This is a genomic window from Roseibium sp. (genome assembly GCF_965229775.1).
Lineage (GTDB): Bacteria > Pseudomonadota > Alphaproteobacteria > Rhizobiales > Stappiaceae > Roseibium.
Genome location: NZ_OZ245929.1, coordinates 1,039,874 through 1,063,394 on the forward strand (window position 1 = coordinate 1,039,874; position 23,521 = coordinate 1,063,394).

The window sequence follows — 23,521 nt, forward strand, 5'->3', positions numbered from 1 at the left end:
CTGCGAGGCCACCGCAAGAGCCGATACACCAATGCCTCCCCGATCCCGGCGCGCGCTGCGCTTGGCCGGGATGACGCCAGAAAGAGTGAAAATCCACATCCCTCGGAAGCGCGTGAGTGCTGTCACGAAGGCCCCACCTTCCGAATTTGCCGCCCGTCCTTCGAGACGGGCCTTTGGCCCTCCTCAGGATGAGGAGAAACTTGCGGGGCATGGGATAGCAAATTCATCCCATTCCTATCAGTCGTCGTTGCCGGACTTGATCCGGCAATCCATGCCCTTGCCTCTCTGCGATCCTCGGCTGTGCAACTGGAGGCGGAACGGCGTGGATGCCATGGTCGAGCCATGGCATGACCTGATGGTTGATCCCGGCACACACTACGCTCGGTCGCACTCTCGATTTAGCCATCGTCACCCCGGGCGAACGAAGTGAGACCCGGGGCCGGGGCGCCCCGATCCAACGAAACGGCCACCGCAAGAGCCGATACACCATTGCTTCTGCGTTTTCCGTCTCCCACGGGGAGAGGGCTAGGGTGAGGGGGTAAACGCCTGAAGGGTGCCGACGGCGCTGATCGCTCACCCGGCCTTTCAGGCCGACCTCTCCCACCGGGGGAGATGACCGGATTTGCGGTGGGTGACATGCATGACGCAATTCCTCGTTGCTGAAGAAGGACCAGGCGAACATGAGCGCCGCCCCGGCCTTGAGCCGGGGCCTCCTGTGAAGTCCTGTTCAGGTCCCGGATCAGGTCCGGGACAGCGCAGGCTGCGAGGCCACCGCAAGAGCCGATAAACCAATGCCTCCCCGATCCCGGCGCGCGCTGCGCTTGGCCGGGATGACGCCAGAAAGAGAGAAAATCCTCATCCTGAAGCACGCGGCAAAGCGGCTCTTCCAGGCACCGACCCGTGAAAGCGGGTTGAGAGAACATGCAGCTTCGTCAGGAGCGATCCGTCGCAAGAGCCTTCAAAACATCGTCCGGCGTCATCTGGAACCTGTCGGCCTGGTCACGGTCATGATGCACACCGTCGATCCAGGCATAATCGTCGAAGGTTTCCGCGTTCTGGATCCAGAACTCGTGGTAGAGCTTCGGCGCATGTCCCCAGGCACCCCGGTGGGCAATGTCGTCACGCCAGTTCTTCAGATCCGCGCGCGTCCGGAACCGGATAATGCCGATCTGGTCGCTGTCGTCCGCCTTGTAGAACTTGAGAGAGATGAAACCCGGCATTCGGGCAACCGCATGCGCCATGTCTTCGTTCAACGTCCTGTGCAGTTTCCAGTCGATATCGTCGCGATACCGAACGCCGAAAATGCAAATGATCATGCCGATCTCCGTATCCCACGCAGCTGTTGCCGGCCAGAATATCAGCCTGGATTGGGCGTATGCGAGGGCCGATTGCGGAAAACTGGTTTTCTGATGATTCTATTGGTTAAGATCACGAAACGAGTGAATGAAATCAATAGGAAAGCCCTGGAAGCAAAATTTGCGCGACACTTAATATTTATATAAAAAAATCTTAAACTTAACTATGGAATAAATAACACTCTTACTAAATTTTATTTAAAATATTTGAATGCTTCAAACAACAAGGGAAGCATTCGATGCCAAGATCACAAGCAAAACACTACCAATGGTATTCGTGGGGTCGTCAAGATGATGACGATCAGGAAGACAACCATGGCGCCGGGTCGAATGGCTCGGGGTCGAAGGGCTCAGGCTCGAAAGGCTCGGGTACCGGGTCCAAGGGTTCGGGCTCTGGGTCAAAAGGCTCAGGTTCAGGCACTAAGGGCTCCGGCTCCGGTTCGGGATCGAAGGGCTCCGGCTCTGGCTCGGGTTCGAAAGGCTCCGGCTCCGGTTCGGGTTCGAAGGGCTCCGGCTCCGGTTCGGGTTCGAAGGGCTCCGGCTCTGGCTCGGGTTCGAAAGGCTCCGGCTCCGGTTCTGGATCGAAAGGCTCTGGCTCCGGTTCTGGCTCGAAAGGCTCCGGCTCCGGTTCTGGATCGAAAGGCTCTGGCTCCGGTTCTGGCTCGAAAGGCTCCGGCTCCGGTTCAGGCTCGAAAGGCTCTGGCTCCGGTTCTGGCTCGAAAGGCTCCGGCTCCGGTTCAGGCTCGAAAGGCTCTGGCTCCGGTTCAGGCTCTAAGGGCTCGGGTTCCGGCTCCGGATCGAAGGGCTCCGGCTCAGGTTCCGGGTCGAAAGGCTCTGGCTCAGGTTCAGGCACTAAGGGCTCCGGCTCCGGTTCAGGCTCTAAAGGCTCGGGTTCCGGCTCCGGATCGAAGGGCTCCGGCTCAGGTTCCGGGTCGAAAGGCTCTGGCTCAGGTTCAGGCACTAAGGGCTCCGGCTCCGGTTCGGGTTCGAAGGGCTCCGGCTCTGGCTCGGATTCGAAAGGCTCCGGCTCCGGTTCGGGTTCGAAAGGCTCAGGCTCTGGCTCGGGTTCGAAAGGCTCAGGCTCAGGTTCGGGATCGAAGGGCTCCGGCGCCGGTTCGGGATCGAAAGGCTCCGGCTCTGGCTCGGGTTCGAAAGGCTCCGGCTCTGGCTCGGGATCGAAGGGCTCAGGTTCGGGTTCTGGCTCGGGCGGCAGTGGCTCCAAAGGCTCGGGCGACGGGTCCAATGACCACGGTTCGTATCACGACAGCCACAAACACTATGACCATGACGGCGGGCACGGCGGTCAAGGCGGACATGGCGACCACGACGACGGTGACTACTCCTAGTCGGCTTGCCAGGTAGTCACTGCTCCAACAACGGTCCTCGCCGGGCATCGGCGAGGACGAGGGTACGGACCCATAAATGAAACCGATTTGGCGGCAGAAATGGCGAAATCTCGCGAGGAAGCGTGTGCAGAGCGGGCCTTTGCCCGGTCAAGCGCGGTGACGCTGCGAGATAAAGCCATTTTGCCGTCCTTCGGATTTGGCCGTTTTGGCCATCTGCCACGTCGCGAAAGACTTGAAAATGAACCACATTTCCTGCGCTTTCGCTCCTTGCAGCTGATCAAAACGATCCAAACCAAATTGACTTCATTTATGGGTCCGTACCCTAGGACTTTGGCGGGATCCGTCTCGCAGCAATCGATCCGTGAAGGGAATTGGGTTTCGTGTTCAAAGAACTGAAAATAAGCAGAGATTACGTCCCTTACATGCGCTGGATGCTCGGGTTTTCGGTTGCGACCAATATCCTCCTGCTGGCGCTTCCGCTGCACATTCTGCAGGTCTACAGCCGTGTCCTGAAATCAGGCAGCATCTCGACGCTTGTCTTCCTGACACTGATTATCATGGCCATGCTGGCCGTCAGCGCATTCGCCGATTATACGCGCCGCCGGATCGCGCGGCGGCTGGCGAACAGATACCTCATGGATCACCATGAAAAGCTTGTCCGGTGCATGGTGCGGACCGAAGATGAAACACGGAGCACGTCCGGGACAATCAGCAAACTCAGGACGGTTGCGGGTTTCCTGAACAGCCGGCTGTTCATCGGGCTGCACGACCTTCCCTTTTCGCTGCTTTTTCTCGTTGCCCTGTTCCTGCTCAATGTCTGGCTTGGCGTTGTTGCAACCATCGGCCTCGCGGCGATGATCGCCCTGGCGGTTGTGAGCAACCGGTCCGTATCGGCGGCACAGGCCACCGCGGAGAACAGGGAAGCCGACGCCTTCAACTTTGCATCTGCGACACTGCGCGGCACCGATGAGGTGCGCGCCATGGGAATGACCGGAAAGCTTCAAGACCGCTGGAAAAGGAAACTGCGCTCGAACTCGGAGGCCGCCGATGATGTCTCGCAGCTGGCCGTGGGCCATTCGGCCGCCGGTACGTTTTTGAAACAGCTCATACAGGTCATGATCGTCTCGGTCGGCGCGCTTGTGGTCCTGTCATCATCAATGCCGAGCGTCGTGATTTTCGCGGCGATCCTGATCACCAACAGGATGCTGTCTCCCGTCGACCTGACGATCGGCGGTTGGTCGACGATCACGAAAAGCTATGACGCCCATCTCAGCCTCGGCAACCTGCTGGAGACCGCGGATCAGGTGTCCGGGCAGCAGTCTGCCCGCGCCTCCAACAGCCGCGTCAGTGCAGACAACATTTACCATGCGGACACTCGGCAACACCCTCATGTCCGTGTTCTGGACGGCGTCACGCTGGCACTCGACCCGGGCACGCTGACCGTCGTTACCGGAAAGCCGGGCAGCGGCAAGACCGCCCTGGCGCGGATCATGTCCGGGGCGATCGATCCACAGGCCGGTTTCCTGAAATTGAACGATGTGCCGCGGCAGAACTGGAGCGACGACGAATGGGGACGTGCCGTCGGCTATGTTGCCCAGGACATAAAGTTCTTCCCGGTACCGATTTCGGAAAACATCGCGCGGCTGTCGAGGAGCGACAATTCCGACCGTCTGATGCGCGCCGCAAAGATTTCAAATGCGCACGGGATGATCCAGGCACTGCCGCAGGGCTATGCGACCGTTCTGGAACGCGGGAATGTCAGGCTCACGGACAGGCAGAAGATCAAGCTTGCCCTGGCCCGGGCCTGTTTCGGCGGTCCGCGTGTTCTCGTACTTGACGAACCGGACACCGAACTCGACCGGGACGGTCAGAAGGAGCTTGTCGCGACGCTGAAGAAGCTGAAGGAAACCGGTGTGGCGATCCTGGTGATGTCCCGTCGATCGCGTATGCAGGCGGCGGCGGACAGGGTCCTTGAACTTGCCTCCGGCCGGCTCCGCGAGATCAACGGCAAACAGGTCCCCAGGACATCTGCGCCAGACGACCAGCCGGAAACCGGATCGATCCGGACAGAGCCTCCGGAAATTCCCGTCACGGCGGCAACGGCACTGGCCGAGATCCGCAAGATCAGGCGCGGAGACTTTGGCGGAAGGCCCACGAAGCACGCGGAAAATTTCGGAACGGAGCTTGATGCAGGCTTCAAGACCCCCACGCGACAATCACGGATGAACTGATGGCAAGTGACACGAAAAAACGAACCCGGACAAAACCGGATCGCAATTCGCACACGGAGATCGACGGGATTGTCCTGAGGGGCAAGAAAATCGTCTGCACGTTTCTGGGCGTATTCCTTCTGTGGGGCCTGTTTGTTCCGCTCCAGTCGTCGATTGTTGCAGAGGGCATAATCGCCGCGGCCGGCAGGAACAAGCTCCTGCAACACGAGGAAGGCGGCCGCATTCGGTCCATCGAAGTCGCCGAGGGCGCGAAGGTCGCGGCCGGCGATCTGATCATGGTTCTCGACGCGGAGACGAAACGGGCCGAGCTGTCGGAACTGCAGGCGCGGCAGGCGGTTCTGCTCGCGACCAAGGCGCACCTTGAAGCCCTGCGAACCGGTGCCGGTTTCCACGCGGCCGGAACCGGATGGACGCTGCGGACGCGAAAATTCGATGTAGGGGCCGAAGCCTCCGACCGCCTTGTTGCAACGGCGGCTGTCCAGAACCAGGCAGACAATCCGATAAAGGCGATATTCGCCAGCCAGCAACTCGAGCAGAAATTTGCTGACCAGGCCGTCGATGCGGAAATCGAAGCGCTGCGCAACCGAAGCAGCGGTCTGGCGCATGAACGGGCGGGACTTGTTGCGCGCCGCGCGGGTCTTACCGACAAGCTGCGTTTCCTGAGAAAGGAAATAGCCGCGCTCCAACCGCTGGTTCGCGACGGATACGTCGCCCGGTCCCGGGCCTGGAAAAACGAACGCGAAGAAAGTGAACTTGTCGCGGACATCGCATTCCTGAACAGCGAGATTGCCCGCATCGACGAACGCAGAAACGAAGCCGGCAACCGGGTGGAGGCCTATGTATCAGGCCAGCGCCGGAGGGTTGCCGGGGAAATGACGAAGGTGCTGGGCGAACTCGCCGAGATCCGGGACCGTCTGATTTCGGCCGAGCGTGCCTTGTCCAACACCCAGATCAGGGCGCCGGTCAGCGGGACGCTGGTCTCGTTTTCCGCAAATACGGTCGGCGGCGTCGTTCTCGCGGGAGACGTGATCGGCGAGATCGTGCCCGACGACGCCCCCTTGACGATCCAGGCACGTGTACGGCCGCAGGACATTGCCGAGGTCAGGCAGGGTCAATCGACAACAGTCGCGATCACGGCGCTCGACAGCCGCAAATATGCGCCCCTGACCGCTGTCCTGACCTATGTGTCTGCCGATGCGGTCCGGCAGACGCCGACCGCCGCGCCTTATTATCTGGTCCACGCAAAGCCGGAAGACGTGGCCTCGAACGCGGCGATCATCGGCATGCTGAAACCCGGCATGATTGTCAACGCGCACATCAATGCCGGCAGGCAACCGTTCCTTGTCTACCTGCTCGCTCCGCTGATCCGGGGTTTTGACACGGCATTTGCCGAACCGTGAGCGAACGTCCGGCGACAAGAAGGATCTGTCGCGGGCTTCCATCCGCAAATGCCCCAGGCAAGTAGCGGAAAGGTAACTTCGGCAAGCGATACTGACAAAAACAACATTGGCACTTTTAACGGGAACTTACCAATGGCCAAAAGCAAGTCTTCGGACGCGAGCACATTCCTGAAAACGGCACGGCGCGAGGAAATCGAGGCGCTCTGCAAGCGGGCGTTCGGACGCATTCCGAAACGGGTCGCTTTTCCCGGCGGGCGGTCACGGTCCGCATTCATGGCCGAAATCGGCGATGAGCGGTTCGTTCTTGCCAAGCGTGACTCCCCGGGCGACGCGGTGATCGAAGGCATCGTCATGAAGGTCCTGTCTCCGACCGGCCTGGTCCCGCGCGTGGTCAAGGTGGTCGACGAATGGGTCGTGCAGGAATTGGTGGACGGCATCCGGCTTCCGGTCTTTCTCGATGGCCTTGCAGATATCCGCGAGCGAGAGGCAATTCTGGACCAGTCCCTGTCGGCACTGGCAGATCTGCAGGACTATGCGCATGCGCAGAACCTCCACCACAGGGTGCCACGGGTCGGGCCCGACCGGGACTGGTCGGACGGCAATCTGATGCGCGCCAGAAAGATCTCCGAGATCGTCGGCATCGCGCCGCCATTGCTCGACTACGGCCGGCTTGAAAAACTCTTCAGGCTCGATCCGCGCGATTTCGTCAAGGCGGACGCCCGGCCCGGAAACGCCCTTGTCTGCGGCGACCGAACCGTCTGGTTCGACTGGGAAGGCTGCGGCCGGCGGCATGCGCTGGATGACCTGGCCTTCGTTCTCTCGGACGAATGGACCGCAATCGACCCGGACACCGAAACCCGTCTCATCGAAAGGCATCTTTCCAGGTTCGCGCGCAACCGGTCCGAAACGGAAGCCTTCGAGTACCTGATGGCGTTCGGCGTCTTCCACATGCTGGCGCGGATGCACCGCGCAATCCGCTATCGCGACAGGGACGGCAAATGGTGGAGCCGGGACAAATGCCTGCACAATGACAAGATTGGTGTAACGCCGACGGAAGTCGGGCTGATGTGCGACCGCGCACGGCGCTGGTCGCTCCAGGTCACAGCTCTGCACACACTGGCGCCCTGGTGCGAAAACCTGATGGAAAAATATGATCTCGACCTTCCCGATCTCGGCGCGACTGACCAGCGGAAGGCCGTCTGAGCCCGGCAGGCCTCATGCGATCAGCGGCAGCAGCTGTCGGCAGGCGCTGGCAGCCGCATCGGTCTGGTGGCCCTCGATCATCTCGATGGTCTGCCGCATCGCATCTCCCAGATGATCGGGGTTCAGCTGTGCCACGTCACACGAACTGCGGCGGACGATTTCAACATTCGACAGGGTGTGTTCGACGGCACCGTAACTGATTTTGTAAGCCTCGTTGCCGTGGCAGAAATCGTAGGTCTTCACACCGTTGGCGATCGCCCACTTGATGGTGTGGGTGTGAAGCAACAGGCCGATATTCGGTTCACGCGCCGTTTCGTCCCGGCCGGAAACGATGAAGTACAGATACTTCGCGTCATGGTCGACAATGCTGCACATCGCGCCGAGACGTTTGTCACCGTCCCAAAGCGTACTGAGCCGGATCGCATCGATCCGGTGGCTCAAGTCCAGAAATTCCCGGTATTTTGCCGCGGCCCGGAGCGCCGACTTTTTGCCGCGCGCCGGAGCCCAGCGGACCAGCCACATGCCGAGAAGCGCGTCCAGATCGGACGCAAAACTATCGGGTGTGCTGTCTGCGATTTGGAGGTCGTCGCTCCGCTCGTACCGGCGCCAGAACCGCCGCAACTTTTGCCGTGTCTTCGAACTGAGTTGCGACTGGGCATAAAGATCGAAATCGCCCGGCAGGCTCAGCCGCGGACAGACGAGGTTGTCGACCGAACCGTCGTTGATAAGCATCGGGCGGGAATTGATCCGGTAGGATTGCGGATCGGAAAACGCATGAAGGAGAAGGTCGAGCCGCCGCCGGCAGCCATCGTGCTTGAAGCTGATCCGTGCCCAGGGCGTGCCGGCCAGATACGCGGCAATCTCCGCAAGCGCCTCCACCTCGCGGGCCGGATCGCAGACGAGCCCGGTATATTGCGCCCATGCCAGTTTTCCTGCCGGTTTCATCTCCGTTTTGAAACGCTGACCGCTCTCGCTCCAATGCGTGTGGTGGCTCAGGGGCAGGAAACAGCCATATCCCTTTCCCGGCCCCCTTGCCCTGACGGCCAGGACTTTCCAGCGGCCGGGATTGGACCGGAACACCTGATCGAGCCAGCGCCAGGACAGGAAGTAGCCCGCGTCCGGATCAAGTCGGTGAACGCGCTCCCAGTCATCGCGCAATACCGCGAAGCCGTCCGGATCCTGGAAGATTTCGACCGTCATGGCATATCCGCTCCCCTGTCGTTGCCCTTTCCGCTTGAACCGCTCATCGCCGCATGACCTGATCCAGCACCGCGTCGATCCGCTGCAGTACCGTTGCTTCGAGTTCGACACCCGAAGCGCCGCAGTTCATCACAATCTGGTCCGGCCGGCTTGCGCCGATGATCGCAGAGCTGACCAGGTCTCCCCTGAGCACCCAGGCCAGGGCAAGTTGCGGCAACGTCAGCGACAAATCGGCGGCGATCTCCTGCAGGTTTCCAACAGCCTGCAGGACGGGTGGTCTGAAAAATCGGCCCAGGCCTTTTCGCGCGCCCCGCGATCCGGGCGGAGCCGCTTCGAAGGGTTTGTATTTCCCGGTCAGGATGCCCTGTGCGAGCGGCGACCACACGATCTGTCCGATACCCAGGTCCCGGCAGAGCGGAAAGATCCGCCTTTCGTTCTTGCGGTAGAGCATGGAATAGCGGGGCTGGCTTGAAACGAAGGTAACCGCGCCGTCGATTGCGCGCGCGCGTTTGATCTCGGAGGCGGGCCATTCGCTGAAGCCGACATAGCGCGCCTTGCCCGACCGAACGATGTCCGTAAGCGCCTCCATCGTTTCCTCCAGGGGCGTTTCCGCGTCACAACGATGACATTGATAGAGATCGACATGATCGACCCCCAACCGGCGGAGAGACGCGTCGATCTGTTTGAATACCTGGGCGCGGGACAGCCCCCGATCGGCTTCGGACATCGGGTAGTAGAGTTTTGTCGCGAGCACATAGTCGTCCCGCCGGTAGGCACTTAACAGACTGCCAAGCAGGTGTTCCGCCGCACCCTTGCCGTACATGTTCGCCGTGTCGAAGAAATTGATGCCGCAGTCGAACGCGGTGCGCACGCATTGTGCCGCGGTCCCGGCATCCACCGTCGTGCCGAACGTACGCCATGATCCGAGCGAGATTTCCGAAACCTGAAGCGAGCTCGTGCCCAGTTGCCGATATTGCATGTCAGGCTCCGCACATCTGTACGACCGGTCGCTTTTTCCTGCCGGCTCTCATGCCGCGAGCGAGGGATAGACGGAGCCGTCATAGTCATTGCAAATCGGCGCCGACGGCCGGCGGTGCCAGTAATTGATCAGCAGCGTCAGCCGTTTCTCTTCCGGCTCCTTGCCCGGATCGGCATCCGCGTGCGGGATCGAACTGTCCGGCAGCACGCCGTGATAGAGGTTCCCCGGAAAGATCACGTAGTTGTTCCGGATCGCGGCGACGGCAAGCGTCAGGTTCGGTTCCGTGGGGACTTTTGACTTGCCGTCCGGACCCGGCACCTGATCGGTCAGCACCGTCGGGCTTGAGGGAAAGTCGTTCAGGTAGAAGACGCTTCCGAGCAGCGGAAAGATACTCTCGCCCGTTTCCCGGCTGAGCACCAGGTCGCGGTCGAAGTGAAAATTCAGTTTCTTGCGATAACCGAGACGTCCCAGCCACCATTCCATTCCGATACAGTCCTGCGGAAGTGAAACCTTTTGCATCAGGACGGATATCGCCTCTTCCGCGACATTCGCCGGTGCAGCGCCCCGCGGATACCAGAAGGTCGTCGAATAGCTCGACTTGCCGCTCTGCTTCTCCCTGAAGGCGTTCCGTACGGCATCATCGACTTTCCGGAACAAGGTCTCCGGGAGCGCCGCTTCGCACAGGCGAACTCCGGAAAGGGGTATGTTTGAGCTGGACAAGTTCTTCACCTCCATTTTTGAACAAGAATGGAGCGAATATTTTAAGATTGGATTGAATTTAGATTTTTAAACTTGAATATACGCTATTGTGTTGAGTCAATTGAGATTTCATATTCTTTTTTGCGACAAAACGAAATAAAAACTGCTATTTATACTGATACATTTTGCGCAAACGGAGCGAAACGATCTCCGTCGCTCGCGACCGTCAGCATCCGGAACGTCTCTCCGCGTCAAAGGCCGCGCCAGCACCCTGTCAGACTTAACACTCGCACAACGCATTGGATCTATGCTGATATTGGAGGGAGGGCCGAAGGGTTTCAGTCATGAAGGTAACGTCGAGATTTGAAGCATGGAGACTTGTTTTTCTCGTCTCGATCGCCTCGCTCTTTCTTTCGTTGCTGTTCACATACCTCCTGTCGCCCCTGGGTCTCACGAAGGAGGCTCTCGTTCCGGCAACGATTGTTCCGCTGGTGGTTGCGCCGAGCGTCTCCTACGTCGTCGCGAACATGATGCTCAGGCTGAATGCCCTCAACCAGCGTCTCGAGTACCTCGTGCAATTCGATCCGATGACCGGGCTGCTGAACCGGGCGTCCTTCTTCGACCGTTTCGAAGTCTCCCGGCACACGGGATCGATCCTGATCTGCGACCTCGATCACTTCAAGACGATCAACGATACATACGGACACCGGGCCGGTGACGCCGTCCTGCGCCAGATCGCCGACATTCTTCAAAAGCAGGTGGGCACTGATGGAATTGCGGCCAGGTTCGGCGGCGAGGAATTCGTGGTCTTCCATCCCGCGAAACCCGCGGAGGCGGCCCGCGGCTGCGCAGAAGCGATCCGGTCGGCGGTGGCCGCGCATGTGACCGTCTTTGAAGACAAGCGCATTCACTGTACGATTTCCATCGGGCTGAGCGCCCTTGACCCGCAAACGCGGCTGGACGATGCCCTTGAGGCGTCCGACCGGGCGCTGTACCAGGCCAAGAAATCCGGCCGCAACAAGGTGGTACAGGCAACCGGTACCGGCGTCCCCGATCGCCGCAATTCGGATCTCGAGCCTGAGATGCAACAGGCGGCAACGAAAACCTCTTAAGCGATAGTCGCGAAGGTGTCCGCTATCCGCGTCGCCGCAAACTCGTAAAACGCGTTCACACGCGCGCTGCGGCGCACGTCCGGATGGGCGAGCAGCCACAGATGCCAGCCGGCACTCGCATCGGGCTCGTGAATGCGGACCAGTTCGGGATGCCTTTCGCCCAGATAACAGGGCATGACCGCGACGCCTGCACCGACCCCCACCATGTCAAACACGCTCATCATGGTGTTGACGATGATCACGTTCGCCTTTTCGGACCGGCAACGGGATGCGAGCCTGCTCATCGGCGATGGTTGTAGATCATCGCCGAGCATCACCCATCTCAGGCTTTCTGGAGACAGCCCGCAGGCGTCGCGCCAATAGTCACGGTGTGCGTAGGCCGCAAATGAAAGTGGCGCCAGCCTGCGTCCGACCCAGTGCTCCGGCGGATCTGGCGTCGGCCGCAGGGCGATGTCGGCATCGCGTTGCATCAGGTCGAGCGCACGGACATCCGACAGGAGCCGAAGCTCGATGTCCGGATGCCTTGCCTGGAAAGCCGCAAAGGCCGGCGCCAGGCAGTGCAGCAGGGAGTCCGTCGTGGTAATCGTCAGCGGGCCTTCAAGTCTCAGGTCCTTGCCGCTCAGTTCCCGCTCGATCCCGTCCATGCCCTCGCACAGCACAAGGGCGCGTTCGTAAAACAGTTCACCTGCAGGGGTCATGACATAGCCGCGGCGGCGGCGCTCGAACAGACGCACACCCAGTTTCGTCTCGACGCTTTCGACCCTGCGAAAAACCGTGGAATGGTTGACGCCCAGGAGCCGCGCCGCTCCAGCCAGGCTTCCGGCTTCGCAAACGGTCAGGATGTATGGAATGTCCGACCACTCGAGATTTTGGTCCAGACGCGATCTCTGTGCTTTCATGCAAGTTCTGTTTGCTAATTTGACCATTTTCTTTGCAGCAACAGACAGACATATTGGGCGGGAACAAGCAATGGGGTGATCATGAACACCGAAGCCACCTGGCCCGCTCGAAGGGGGCCGCGTCCGGAGACGACACGCCGGATTCCACATTCCCAACTCACCCAGCACGGGCCGGATGCGATCGTCGCCAAGCTGCATGACTGGTGTTTTGCCCTGCCCGGTGTGAACAATGAGCACAGCGGCATTTCCGTTCCGGGCGCGCGTGCCCTGGTCCTCCACGAAGGCTGCGCCTGCAATCCGGACGCTTTCATGGTCGGTCGCGAATTCGCGCATATCCACCCGCATCCGGACAGTGGCAGCATGCATGTGAAGCTCGCGGCAGAAGACGCGCGGAACATCGTCGAGGCAGGCTGGGGCGAAGACCACTTCCTGGTCACGATGGGGCGATACCCGCCGGGCCTGATCATGGTTTTTTCTCCCCGCGATGACGAAGAGCTCGAGGTCGTGAAGAGGATCGTCGCGCGTTCCTACGAACATGCGACAGGCAAACCACCCGAACAGAAAATGTGACTTGCCCGGATCCTGCCGTGCGCGCGGCTGCCTTCGCGCCAGGGCGAATGGGGGAATGACCCCATGGGGCGATCGCACGGAGCTGCTTATCTCTTCCTCATACCGGTCAACGGAAAACGGGCTTGATCCCCGAGTCCGTGACATCTTGAGGACGAACGATGCAGAACCAGACTATTCAGACTTCCCGGTCGCATGACAATCCGAACGCGGGACCCTGCCGGAAAAGACGGCAGTTTCTCGCCCTGCTCGGCGGCCTGGCTGCCGGTGCCGTTCTGGCGCCAGAGGGGGCAACTGCCCAGCAGGGTTTCATTCAGCCGCTCCAGAGCGGGATGTATCTCGGCTATTGGAAGGACGGGCGTGCCATGATGGATCGCGTCCAGGTCAGCGGCAACCAGATCTACATGACGCGCGTGGCCGGCGGCGATGTTCAGGGGAAGACGGCGGTCTTCATCCGGAGCGGCCAGAACACCTATAACACGCCGTCCGGCCACCAGATCTTCATAACCGGGCCCCGGTCCTTTACCTGGACCAACAGGCACGGCCAGAACGGCGTGTCCTATGTCATGCAATAGACCGCGGGGCCGGATGATTCGATCCGGCACGGCAGGCTGACGACGAGACACCGGCCGTGACAGCCCGAACGTCACTCCTGGCGACGGCATGTTGATCGAACAGATCAAATCGTCGTTGTTTCCGGACAGCTGAACTTGCAAGGCATGTGTCGATCGTGGTCTTTGGTCGCAAACAGCCGACCACTTGCAGACCTGGACAGGAAACATCATGCCCGATTTCGCCATATACCCGAGCCTGAAAGACAAGAGCGTGATCGTTTCGGGCGGGGCGCAGGGGATCGGGGCCGAGATGGTCAAGGCCTTCGCCGGACAGGGCGCCCGGGTCGGGTTTCTCGATCTCGACGAGACGGCAAGCGCCACCCTCGCCGGCACGGCGGAAAACATCGACTACGAGATCTGCGACCTCCGGGACATCTCCGCGATGCGGGCTGCCCTTGCAAGACTGACCGGCCGCACGGGCCCCTGTCAGGTCCTGGTCAACAACGCCGCGCGCGACGACCGCCATGACTGGAAGGACGTGACACCCGAATACTGGGACGAGCGCCAGGCCACCAACATCCGCCACATGTTTTTCGCGATCCAGGCCATCGCCCCCGACATGATCGCGAATGGCGGCGGTTCGATCATCAACATGGGGTCGAATTCATGGTGGGAAGCCGGAGGCGGCTTTCCGGCCTATACGACGGCCAAGGCTGCTGTTCACGGACTGACCCGCACCATGGCGCGGGATCTTGGAGACCACCGCATCCGGGTGAACACGGTGGTCCCCGGCTGGATCATGACGGAGCGGCAGAAGGAGCTCTGGGCGACACCCGAGGCCCTTGAGGCGCACCGCAGGCGTCAATGCCTTCCGGACCTGATCGATCCGGTTTATGTCGCGCGCATGGTTCTGTTTCTTGCCTCCGACGATGCTGCCATGTGCTCGGCCAACAACTACATGGTCGAGGCCGGCTCGATCTGAACCCCGCTCCGGCAAGGACACGTCGCGGCGGGCTGCAGCGTGAACCGGCCGCCTGCCCGCGGACCGGACAGGGCCGTATCGGCCGAACAGTCGCCTAGACGGTCAGCTGAACACCGGTCTTCGTTTCCGAAAGCGCCCACAGGTCCCTGGCTTGTTGCGGGTCGAGGACGAACGCCTTCAGCGGGCATGCGCCTACGGGACCGACCATCTCGAACCGGGTCGGGCCGTAATAGGTCGCAGGTTCCAGCCCCTCTTCGGTGGCGCACATGACCTCGGGCCAGGAGCCGCGCTCGGCGGATTGCGCCAGGGGCGAGAGAAGAACCGCCAGAACCCGCGTGACGGTTCCCGCCGTGTCCCGGATGAGACCGGTTCGCGACGCGCCCGGATGACAGACCTGGACTTCCACGCTCTTGCCCGCCGCCTGCACCCGGCGCTGCAATTCGTAACCAAACACCATCTGTGCCAGCTTGCTCTGGGCATAGGCATTCCAGGCGGAATAGTTCTGATCGTAGTTCAGGTCTTCGAACCGGATCCGGTTGTCGCCCATCTTGTAGCCGTTGCTGCCGACCATGACGATCCGGCCCGAAGACGCCTCGATCCGCTCAAAGAGCAGGGCGCATAGCAGAAAGTGGCCGAAATGGTTGACGCCGAGCTGGCTTTCAAAACCGTCCACGGTGAGCTGCTGCGTAGCAACCTGTGCAATCGCCGCATTGCAGATAAGGGCATCTATCCGGGGCTCGGCTTCCAGAAGGTTTGCTGCCGCGTCGCGGACACTGGACAGCTCGGAAAGGTCCATGCGCACGAAGCTCACCCCGGCATCGGGCCCGAATTCCCGCTTCAGGGTGTCAATGGCGGCCGATGATCGCTCGTCGCTCCGGTTCATCATCACCACCCGGGCACCCTTGGAAAGCAGGATTCGCGCCGCCTCGAAACCGGCGCCTCCGTTGGCGCCCGTGATGACATAGGTCTTGCCCGTCAGGTCGCCGATGCGCGCGGGCGTCCAGCCTTCCGGACCGAAGGGGGTCTTGCCAGACATGAGTTTCTCCTGGGCTGAAGTTGCAAAAGTAAAATCGTGTATTTACATTTAGGATGCGCATCAAAAAATGTAAACAAAGAATTTTACTTTTCTTGGCGAAAGTGATGAAAAATCGTGAAACTGACTGAAAAGAAAAGAGAAAATATAATCGAAGCCGCGATCGCAGAGTTTCGCGAACAGGGTTTTCTCGGGGCGAACACGACACGGATCGCGAAACGGGCCGGCGTTTCGAGCCGCACCCTCTACAATCATTTCGAGAGCAAGGAAGAGCTATTCGATGCGATCACGGACATCATGCTTGCCCGCAACTGCGCCATGGCACCGGTCGACTACGACCCGGACCGCCCGTTGGCCGGCCAGCTGACAGAGGCTCTCGAGCGCTATGTGGCCGTGATCACGGACAAGGAGGCGATCGGGGTAAACCGCATGATCATTTCAGAGTTCCTGCGCGACCTCGACCGGTCGCGCGCGTTCCTGGCGGAGGCAGCCGCGCATGATTATCCGGTCACCAAGCTGATCGCCGATGCGATGGAAGCCGGGGCGCTGAGAAAGGCGGATCCGGCATTCGCCGCAAGCCAGCTTCTTGCCCTGGTGAAAAACTTCTTCTTCTGGCCGGAATTCCTGATGGGCGAAAAACCGGAAACGGACGGCATCATGAAGGACTGCGTCGCGATGTTCCTGTCGCACTACGGGACGGACAGCGGACCTTCTGCCTCGCCGACGGCCCGGCCGTCACGTGCGGGACACTGATCCCGGCCCAGTTCGACCTGGGGCCGCATTCGCTGCGCGGTCCCTCGGGGCTGACGGTAGAGATGTCGTGAAGCGGTCTAGGCTCAGGACTCACTAATTTGGTTGAATTGGCGCAGCAAACGGCGATGAGCTGCAAGGAAAAGCGCGACAAGCGGGCTTCCTGCCCGGTTGAGCGGTTTGACGAAGCAGATCGAAGCCGTTTTTGCGTCCCGGAGGGATAGGATGAATTTGCCCGGCAACGTCGTTGCAAATCTTTGGAAACCGGACGGTTTCCTGCAGCATTGCGCCTCGTATCCGAACAAATTCATCCCTACCAACTCATCCATATTGATGGGTCCTGAGCCTAGTAGGAGATTGCGACCGAACCTGATCTGGGCTTGATCGAGGCGCCGTCGATCACGCCGGCCTGCACCATCTTGCCGAAGGACGCTTTTGCGAGCCCGGCGGACGCGTCCATGGCGGCCTCGTCCCCGTATTTCGCAACAACAAGACCGCTCCCGTCGCCGAGATCCACGATGTCGATGAAGATCGCCCCGGCCTCGGCCAGGTCGGCCCGCAGGTCTTCCGCTGCAACCATTGCTGCAGACATGTCGGGCGATGTGAATTCGGTAATCCGATAGACGGCCATGATGCTTCCCCCTTCATTTGTTTTTGATCAGACAACAATATGACGTAAGGGAAATATCACAAGAAACATTCAGACAAGAAGCGGCACTTGAGGCAAGAGGGACCCGTCATTCATCAATATTTTCCACTTAAGGGTAAAAACGCAGATGTCGGCAATCACACCGTGTTTGACACTTTTCCCTATTGAGATCTCAATCCTGCACTCCCAATTCAAACGCACGTTTGTCTGACGCTGGGCAGGTCAATGAACGCGCCGTGCGAGATTGCACCTGTGTTCTTCACCTTTCGGATTAGACAGTCCCGGTTCAGTCTCTTTCCGTTTTGATCTAGTCTTGCCCTCATGGAGGAGACTCGGCATTTGAAGGCGCAGCTTGATCTGATGCAGGCGGCGCTCGACCACATCAATCAGGGCTTCACCGTGTTCGACAGCGACCTCCGTCTGGTCGCCTGGAACCGCGGCCTGTCCGACATGCTCGACATGCCGGAGGAGATCATCCAGCGTGGCTCGCATCTGGAAGCCTTCATCCGGGTGAATGCCGAACGCGGCGAATACGGCCCCGGCGACATCGAGGGCAAGATCGCGCGCCGCATCGAACGCGCCAGGCTGTTCGAACCGCACTTTTTCGAGCGCGTGCGTCCGAACGGCCAGATCATTGCCGTATCCGGCACCCCGCTTCCCCAGGGCGGGTTCGTCACGATCTATTCCGACGTGACCGAAGAACGGCGAAGACAGGAAAAGCTGGAGCGGACAGTCGAGGAACGCACGCGCGCGCTGCAGCAGAGTGAAGACTGGCTGCGTCTGGTGACCGACAACATTCCGGCCCTGATCGCCTATCTGTCTCCCGGCCCGGTGTTCCGCTTCGCAAACCGCCGCTACGCGGACTGGTTCGGGCATTCCGTCGCCTCGATCGCAGGCCGCGCTGCTGCGGATGTCGTGGGTGCCGAGCTATTTGCCGAACTCGAACCGCATATCGACCACGCGTTCAAGGGAAACGCCGTCAGCTACGAGTATGAGCGCAAGCGGCCCGACGGAACCCAGGCCTATATGCGGTCCACGCTCATTCCAGACATGACTGCGGACGGGCGCACGCTGGGAATTTTCGTCCTGTCGCTGGACGCGACGGATCAGAAGCAGGCGGAAGCCACCCTGGTGCAATCCCAGCGCATGGATGCGGTCGGCAAGCTGACCGGTGGCCTCGCCCACGACTTCAACAACCTGCTGGCGATCCTGATGGGCAACCTGCTCTCCATCAGCCGCATGGAAGCTCCGTTGAAAAAGGAGGATCTGGACAGGAAGCTGGAACCGGTGCTTGAAGCCACGAAGCGGGGATCGGATCTCATCCAGAGACTGCTCGCCTTCAGCCGCGGCAAGGCGATCGATCCGCAGGCCGTCGCCCTGGCCAGGCTCGTGTGCAATGCCGAAAGCCTCCTCGAAGGATCCCTGCCGTCGTCGATCCGGCTCGAGACCGAGGTCGCCGACCCCAGCATCGGGGCATGCATCGACCCGACGCAGATGGAGACCGCCCTGATCAATCTGGCGTTCAATGCCCGCGACGCCATGCCGGACGGCGGCACATTGCAGATCGCCCTGAGCGAGACCAGCATCGAAAAACGGGAAGCGGACGAACTGGGCGTTCCCGAGGGCCGCTATTCGCGAGTCACCGTAACCGACACCGGCAACGGCATGGACGAGGAAACCCGCCTCAAGGTGTTCGAGCCCTTTTTCACGACCAAGACCTTCGGCACCGGCAGCGGCCTCGGGCTCTCCATGGTCTACGGCTTCATCCGCCAGTCCGGAGGCGCGGTCGCCGTGAACAGCAAGCCGGGCAGCGGAACGTGCCTGACGCTTTATCTGCCCTATCGCCGGATTGTCTTGTCCGGCGATGCGCAGGACGGGGCAATCCGTGACACCGATCTGAAGCGCGGCGACGGCGAGCTTTTGCTGCTTGTCGAGGACGACCCTGATGTTGCCAACGCCGTGACGGACCAGCTGCAGAGCCTGGGATACGCTGTTCTCAGGGCCGAAAGCGCGGACGACGCGCGCGCCCTTGCGCTTGACCTGCCTGAGCTAAAGGCCGTTCTCAGCGATATCATCATGCCTGGCCAGATGAACGGTCTCGTGCTCGCGAGGGAAATCCGGCGGCAACGCAAGGACCTGGGAATAGCGCTCATGACAGGCTATGCAGACTGGTCCGATCTTGCCGGCAACGAGCGGGACTGTCAGTTCCCCGTCCTGGCGAAACCCTTCACCGATGATCAACTGGCGCAGACGCTCCAGGAGATCCTCCACAGTTCAACGGATGTTCAGCCGGGACCGGTTGACCGGCCGGACGTTGATCGGATCCGATCCGATTCCATGAGTGAGTGATTGCCTTGCAGAAGAGCTTCGCACCATCGGCAAAACTGACCGTCTTCATCGTTGACGACGAGCCTGAGATCGGTCAGCTCCTGCGCGAAGCCATGTCGCATTTCGACATGACCGGCGAAACCTTTTCCACCGGCAGCTCCATGCTGGCGGCGCTCGCCAATGAAAGTCCCGACGCCTGCATCGTCGACCTCGGTCTGCCCGACATGGAAGGCATGGCGCTGATCAACGAGATCCGCAGGATATCTTCGGTGCCGATCATCGTTCTGTCTGCCAGGGGCCATTCGACCGACCGGGTCATGGGGCTGGAACTGGGCGCGGACGACTATGTCGTCAAACCGTTTGATCCGCGCGAAGTCGTCGCGCGCATCCGCTCGATCCTGCGGCGGTCCTCGGACCGGACACCGGCGCGCGGTGAAGTCGACCTGGCACGGTTCGAGGACTGGTCATACCGTCCCTCCTCCCATTGCCTGACCTCGCCGGAGGGGGAAGAAACCTTCCTGTCGACCGGGGAAGCCACCTTGCTTGAAGCCTTGCTGCGCGCGCCCAAGCGCGTCCTGACCCGGGACTACCTGCTCGAACATGGCGGACGGGACGAAAGCCTCGACCGGTCGATCGACGTCCGCATTTCAAGGCTCCGCAAGAAGCTGAACCGCAAGAACGAAGCCGCGCATATCAGGACGATCTACGGCTCCGGTTACATGTTCGCGACAGCGGTGACATGGAGTTGAGGTTATACCAACCTTCATAGATAGAAACCCATTTCATGGCATCAAACCGGTCCACTCGGTCAGGCGTGGTGCGCAGCGCGATGCCGGCGCATCGGGCAAGCGCCACAACGCAGCCGATGGCCGGTTTCATGCCACCGGAGGCCGGGTTCTTTTGCCCCAATGCCGCGTTGCGATTTGCTTGTAGTGCCGACACTACCGCGCAAACCGCGCCTTGCCTTGTGGCAAAACAATCCCGGTGAAATGGGTTTCTATCTATGAAGGTTGGTATTACGTACGGCTCAGCCGGACCGGAACTTCGTTGCGAACTCCTCACCTGTCATCTTTCGCGTATCGTCTGAAAACGCGTAACAGGCCGGTTTCTGGTCAATGAAGAATTCAGCCTTGAACGGCAAGTCCGGTTGAGCGTCAAACAGGCCGTAAGGAATGCCGTGAAGGTCGCTTCCTTGCGGATGAAAGAAGAGACTGGAGCCGCATTCGGCGCAAAACCCGCGCTCGAACCCGTCGGATGACCGGTAGCGTTTGACCGGACCTTCAAAGACCGCACCGGTGCAGGGCACCGCCATGAAGGGTCCGCCCACCCATTTCCGGCACATCGAACAGTGGCACGCCTGCAGGCGCGGCAACGCATCAGCCGAGACGGTCACGCTTCCACATAAACAGCTGCCGGTCAGGGTCATGTCTTCAACCTTTCGATTTGCCGTCTGGGGATGGCGGCCTGGCCCGAACGGTAGATCCTCTGAACGGTGAAATCAAAAAAAGGCGGGAGGATCGCTCCTCCCGCCGTCTTCAAGTCCAGCCTCTCGCTTCTTAGAAGCTCAGGGAAACGTCCCTGTGGCTGGAGAGGCATGCGGCAACGTCCAGCGCCATGTCGGTCGGCAGTCTGGCCTGTTGCCTCAGGCCGATATTGTTGACGACTGCCGTGTCGTATTCCTGCAGTGCCGGCAGCAGTTCCTTTGCAGCACGTTCGCGCCACGCGAGATCGGCCTGGAGCGCGGCAATCGACTTGTCGATCTCCGCAACGGCCTCTACTGCATTCGGCTCGCGGCTGCGCATGATCTTGCGGGCTTCGGTCAGGCCCTTGCGGATATCGCTTGTGCCCTCGGCCTCCCCCACTTTCGAGCGCATGGCCGCGATGGCCTCGACGGCCGCTTCCGGTTCGAGTTGCGGTACCTGAGCCTTGAGCTCCTCGAGTTCAGGCCCGAAGGCCGCGACCGTGTCGGCATCCGCGAGAATCGCCTTGACCTCCAGGATTGGCTCGTAGGCCTGGTCGACCGTGCGGCGGTACTTTTGCCGTGCGGTGGTCTCCGCTTTCTGGATCTTCGAAAACTCCCCGTAGACCTCGTCCCAGTTGTCCGGGATCCTGGCGAGGATCGCATCGTGTTCCAGTTGGAGCGCATCGATCTGTTCCTGCGCACGCTCACCCTGCGCAGCAGAGTAGACCGCGCCGTCGCCGGACCGGCTGACAATCACCTTAAGTTCTTCGATACGGGCATCGATCCGGCGCGCGTCACGCTCCAGAGCCCTGACTTCCGTATGGATGGGCTTGAAGGAACCCGAAGCCTCTGCGACAGCGTCTTCGGCATCCCGGATCGCCATCATCAGCGGCAGCGCTTCCTTTGCCGTTTCGAAGCCTTCGGCAAGATCGTCCTGCAGGTCTTCCGGCAGGTAGCTCAGGTCGACGCCCTCGACCTTGTCGATCGCCGCAAGGATGCTGTCACCGTTTTGACGGAAATCCTCGTAGACGAGCGTTTCCATGCAATATTGCAGGCGCGGGTTCTTCGGCGGCGGTGCGGTCTCCGACAAGAGCGAGGACCGGTTCGGCAGGTAGTTCACCAGCTGCGGATAGAACCCGACGATGCCGAGTGCAAACAGCTGCAGTGCAATGAACGCGATCACGCCCTTGTACATGTCAATGGTCTTGACCACCGCCGGCGCCACACCACGAAGGTAGAACAGCGCGAACCCGAATGGCGGCGTCAGGAACGATGTCTGGATGTTGAGGCCGATCATGACACCGAGCCAGACGGCGGTGACATTCGCTCCGGGATCGGAGAGCAGGATCGGCGCCACGATCGGCACCACGACCACGGCGATCTCGATGAAATCGAGGAAGAAGCCGAGGATGAAGATCACCAGCATCACGATCAGGAACTGCGCCCAGAACCCGCCGGGCAACCCTTGCAGGAATTCCTTGACGAGATGCTCGCCACCGAAGGCGCGGAAGGCCGAGGTCAGCATGGCCGCACCCAGCAGGATGATGAAGACAAGCGACGTGGTCTTGGCCGTCTCGACCATAACGCCGCGCAGCGTGTCATCCAGTTTCAGCGTTCGCCAGCCGGACCAGAAGATCGCCAGGAGGACAAGCGACACCGCGATGAGCGCGAGGATGAGGCTCAGGACGTCCTGCGAATTCTCGATACGCTTGATGTTGACTTCGCCGAAGAAACTGATGACGACGGCGAGACCGAGAAGCGCGAGGATTGCGAGAATAGCAGGCGAATAAGCGCCCTTTTCGCCTTCCTTGAGGCGGTAGCCCGCCATGACCATCGCACCGACAGCACCGATTGCACCAGCCTGGTTGACCGTTGCGATGCCGCCGATGATCGATCCGAGCACGAGGAAGATCAGGGCCAGAGGCGGCACCAGCGTGATCACGACCTTGCCCGCGAACTTGCGCGTGAAGGTCCCTTCCTCATGGACGGCCGGCGCGGCCTTCGGGTTCATCAGCGCGAACCCGAGAATGAACAGCATGTAAAGTCCGACTAGAACAAGGCCCGGCAGGAAAGCACCCAGGAACATTTCGCCGGCGCTGGTCGAGACCACGGAAAAGTCCGACGGCATGGAGAGTTCGCCGGTGCTGTCCTTGAACAGTGTCTGGCGGAGCGATCCCGCCTGGTCGACGGCGCTTGCGAGCTGGTCGGCAAGAATGATGAGAACGATGGACGGCGGAATGATCTGGCCAAGCGTGCCGGACGCGGCAATCGTTCCGGTTGCCAGCGGAACCGAATAGTTGTTGCGAAGCATCGCGGGCAGCGAGATCAGACCCATTGCCACGACCGTTGCACCGACGATGCCGGTGGTCGCGGCCAGCAGCGCGCCCACGAACACGACCGAAATGCCGAGGCCGCCGGGAACCGGACCGAAGAGACGGGCCATGGTCACCAGAAGATCTTCGGCAATCTTCGAACGCTGCAGCATGATCCCCATGAACACGAACAGGGGAATGGCGATCAGCGTGTCGCGTTCGGCTTCCCAGTAAATACCACGGAAATTGGTGACGCCGGCGCTTAGCCATTGCCCGGGCCCGCCGGAATCGAAGAAGGCATCGGTGCCGGTTGAAAACAGGTAGCCTGCCCCGGCCGCAAGTCCGATTGTCAGGATCGCCGCTCCGGGAAGGGCGAACGCGACCGGGAAACCGGATCCCAGTGCAAACGCCATCAGGACAACGAGAAGAGCTAGAAAGAAAAGTTCCATGTCAGAAGATC

The 23,521-nt window shown here is 60.6% G+C and carries 21 protein-coding genes; 11 read left to right on the top strand and 10 right to left on the bottom strand.

The features are described 5' to 3' along the window. Positions 1-932 precede the first annotated feature (932 nt). Both ACO07N_RS04520 and ACO07N_RS04525 read right to left on the bottom strand, forming a co-directional pair. On the bottom strand, positions 933-1,316 hold the full coding sequence (locus ACO07N_RS04520; protein ID WP_421979876.1) for an antibiotic biosynthesis monooxygenase family protein: 384 nt from the start codon (positions 1,314-1,316) through the stop codon (positions 933-935). A gap of 340 nt (positions 1,317-1,656) precedes the next feature. Next, entirely contained in the window at positions 1,657-2,577 is a 921-nt protein-coding gene (locus ACO07N_RS04525) for a hypothetical protein (protein WP_421979877.1), read from the bottom strand. A gap of 211 nt (positions 2,578-2,788) precedes the next feature. Here ACO07N_RS04525 and ACO07N_RS04530 point away from each other — a divergent pair, with 211 nt between their 5' ends. The 4 genes from ACO07N_RS04530 to ACO07N_RS04545 all read left to right on the top strand — a co-directional run bounded on the left by ACO07N_RS04530 (position 2,789) and on the right by ACO07N_RS04545 (position 7,535). Next, entirely contained in the window at positions 2,789-3,097 is a 309-nt protein-coding gene (locus ACO07N_RS04530) for a hypothetical protein (RefSeq protein ID WP_421979878.1), read from the top strand. Continuing rightward, positions 3,082-4,932, top strand: coding sequence for an ATP-binding cassette domain-containing protein (locus tag ACO07N_RS04535; protein ID WP_421979879.1), 1,851 nt, complete (start codon positions 3,082-3,084; stop codon positions 4,930-4,932). Before ACO07N_RS04530 ends, ACO07N_RS04535 begins: the two co-directional genes overlap by 16 nt. After that, positions 4,932-6,332, top strand: a complete 1,401-nt coding sequence (locus ACO07N_RS04540; RefSeq protein ID WP_421979880.1) for an HlyD family type I secretion periplasmic adaptor subunit — start codon at positions 4,932-4,934, stop codon at positions 6,330-6,332. The genes ACO07N_RS04535 and ACO07N_RS04540 overlap by 1 nt, the downstream gene beginning before the upstream one ends. A gap of 132 nt (positions 6,333-6,464) precedes the next feature. Beyond that, entirely contained in the window at positions 6,465-7,535 is a 1,071-nt protein-coding gene (locus tag ACO07N_RS04545; protein ID WP_421979881.1) for a hypothetical protein, read from the top strand. A gap of 12 nt (positions 7,536-7,547) precedes the next feature. Here ACO07N_RS04545 and ACO07N_RS04550 read toward each other — a convergent pair whose 3' ends face one another. From ACO07N_RS04550 to ACO07N_RS04560, 3 genes are read right to left on the bottom strand one after another with little or no spacing between them, the layout of a single operon-like run. Next, a complete protein-coding gene (locus ACO07N_RS04550) occupies positions 7,548-8,735 on the bottom strand; it encodes a GNAT family N-acetyltransferase (protein ID WP_421979882.1) in 1,188 nt (395 codons plus the stop codon). A 43-nt stretch (positions 8,736-8,778) separates the two neighbouring features. After that, positions 8,779-9,714 carry an aldo/keto reductase family protein gene (locus tag ACO07N_RS04555; protein ID WP_421979883.1) on the bottom strand — a complete coding sequence of 312 codons (936 nt, stop codon included), beginning with the start codon at positions 9,712-9,714 and terminating at the stop codon, positions 8,779-8,781. 48 nt (positions 9,715-9,762) lie between these two features. Beyond that, positions 9,763-10,434, bottom strand: coding sequence for a hypothetical protein (locus tag ACO07N_RS04560; RefSeq protein WP_421979884.1), 672 nt, complete (start codon positions 10,432-10,434; stop codon positions 9,763-9,765). Between the two features lie 323 nt (positions 10,435-10,757). On the opposite strand from ACO07N_RS04560, the gene ACO07N_RS04565 reads away from it, so the two are divergent. After that, positions 10,758-11,525 (top strand): GGDEF domain-containing protein, encoded by a 768-nt coding sequence (locus tag ACO07N_RS04565; protein ID WP_421979885.1) that lies wholly within the window; start codon positions 10,758-10,760, stop codon positions 11,523-11,525. On the opposite strand, the gene ACO07N_RS04570 is transcribed toward ACO07N_RS04565, so the two are convergent. Beyond that, positions 11,522-12,424: a LysR family transcriptional regulator gene (locus ACO07N_RS04570; RefSeq protein WP_421979886.1), complete on the bottom strand. Its 903-nt coding sequence runs from the start codon at positions 12,422-12,424 to the stop codon at positions 11,522-11,524. The two genes, ACO07N_RS04565 and ACO07N_RS04570, sit on opposite strands and share 4 nt — an antisense overlap. A gap of 81 nt (positions 12,425-12,505) precedes the next feature. On the opposite strand from ACO07N_RS04570, the gene ACO07N_RS04575 reads away from it, so the two are divergent. The 3 genes from ACO07N_RS04575 (at position 12,506) to ACO07N_RS04585 (ending at position 14,527) form a co-directional block, all read left to right on the top strand. Beyond that, entirely contained in the window at positions 12,506-12,994 is a 489-nt protein-coding gene (locus tag ACO07N_RS04575) for a phospholipase (RefSeq protein WP_421979887.1), read from the top strand. 158 nt (positions 12,995-13,152) lie between these two features. Next, positions 13,153-13,566: a hypothetical protein gene (locus ACO07N_RS04580; RefSeq protein ID WP_421979888.1), complete on the top strand. Its 414-nt coding sequence runs from the start codon at positions 13,153-13,155 to the stop codon at positions 13,564-13,566. Between the two features lie 208 nt (positions 13,567-13,774). Next, complete coding sequence (locus ACO07N_RS04585) at positions 13,775-14,527, top strand: SDR family NAD(P)-dependent oxidoreductase (protein ID WP_421979889.1); 753 nt, start codon at positions 13,775-13,777, stop codon at positions 14,525-14,527. A gap of 94 nt (positions 14,528-14,621) precedes the next feature. Here ACO07N_RS04585 and ACO07N_RS04590 read toward each other — a convergent pair whose 3' ends face one another. Then, on the bottom strand, positions 14,622-15,563 hold the full coding sequence (locus tag ACO07N_RS04590; protein ID WP_421979890.1) for an SDR family oxidoreductase: 942 nt from the start codon (positions 15,561-15,563) through the stop codon (positions 14,622-14,624). Positions 15,564-15,677: 114 nt separating this feature from the next. Between ACO07N_RS04590 and ACO07N_RS04595 the strand changes: the two genes are divergently transcribed. Continuing rightward, positions 15,678-16,313 (top strand): TetR/AcrR family transcriptional regulator, encoded by a 636-nt coding sequence (locus ACO07N_RS04595; RefSeq protein WP_421979891.1) that lies wholly within the window; start codon positions 15,678-15,680, stop codon positions 16,311-16,313. A 343-nt stretch (positions 16,314-16,656) separates the two neighbouring features. On the opposite strand, the gene ACO07N_RS04600 is transcribed toward ACO07N_RS04595, so the two are convergent. Then, on the bottom strand, positions 16,657-16,941 hold the full coding sequence (locus tag ACO07N_RS04600; protein ID WP_421979892.1) for a hypothetical protein: 285 nt from the start codon (positions 16,939-16,941) through the stop codon (positions 16,657-16,659). A gap of 357 nt (positions 16,942-17,298) precedes the next feature. On the opposite strand from ACO07N_RS04600, the gene ACO07N_RS04605 reads away from it, so the two are divergent. Together ACO07N_RS04605 and ACO07N_RS04610 are read left to right on the top strand one after the other, a co-directional pair. Next, positions 17,299-19,308, top strand: coding sequence for a PAS-domain containing protein (locus ACO07N_RS04605; RefSeq protein ID WP_421979893.1), 2,010 nt, complete (start codon positions 17,299-17,301; stop codon positions 19,306-19,308). A gap of 5 nt (positions 19,309-19,313) precedes the next feature. Continuing rightward, positions 19,314-20,036, top strand: a complete 723-nt coding sequence (locus tag ACO07N_RS04610; protein ID WP_421979894.1) for a response regulator transcription factor — start codon at positions 19,314-19,316, stop codon at positions 20,034-20,036. A 278-nt stretch (positions 20,037-20,314) separates the two neighbouring features. On the opposite strand, the gene ACO07N_RS04615 is transcribed toward ACO07N_RS04610, so the two are convergent. Next, positions 20,315-20,713, bottom strand: a complete 399-nt coding sequence (locus tag ACO07N_RS04615) for a GFA family protein (protein WP_421979895.1) — start codon at positions 20,711-20,713, stop codon at positions 20,315-20,317. 130 nt (positions 20,714-20,843) lie between these two features. After that, positions 20,844-23,510 (bottom strand): TRAP transporter large permease subunit, encoded by a 2,667-nt coding sequence (locus tag ACO07N_RS04620; RefSeq protein WP_421979896.1) that lies wholly within the window; start codon positions 23,508-23,510, stop codon positions 20,844-20,846. Positions 23,511-23,521: the final 11 nt, after the last annotated feature.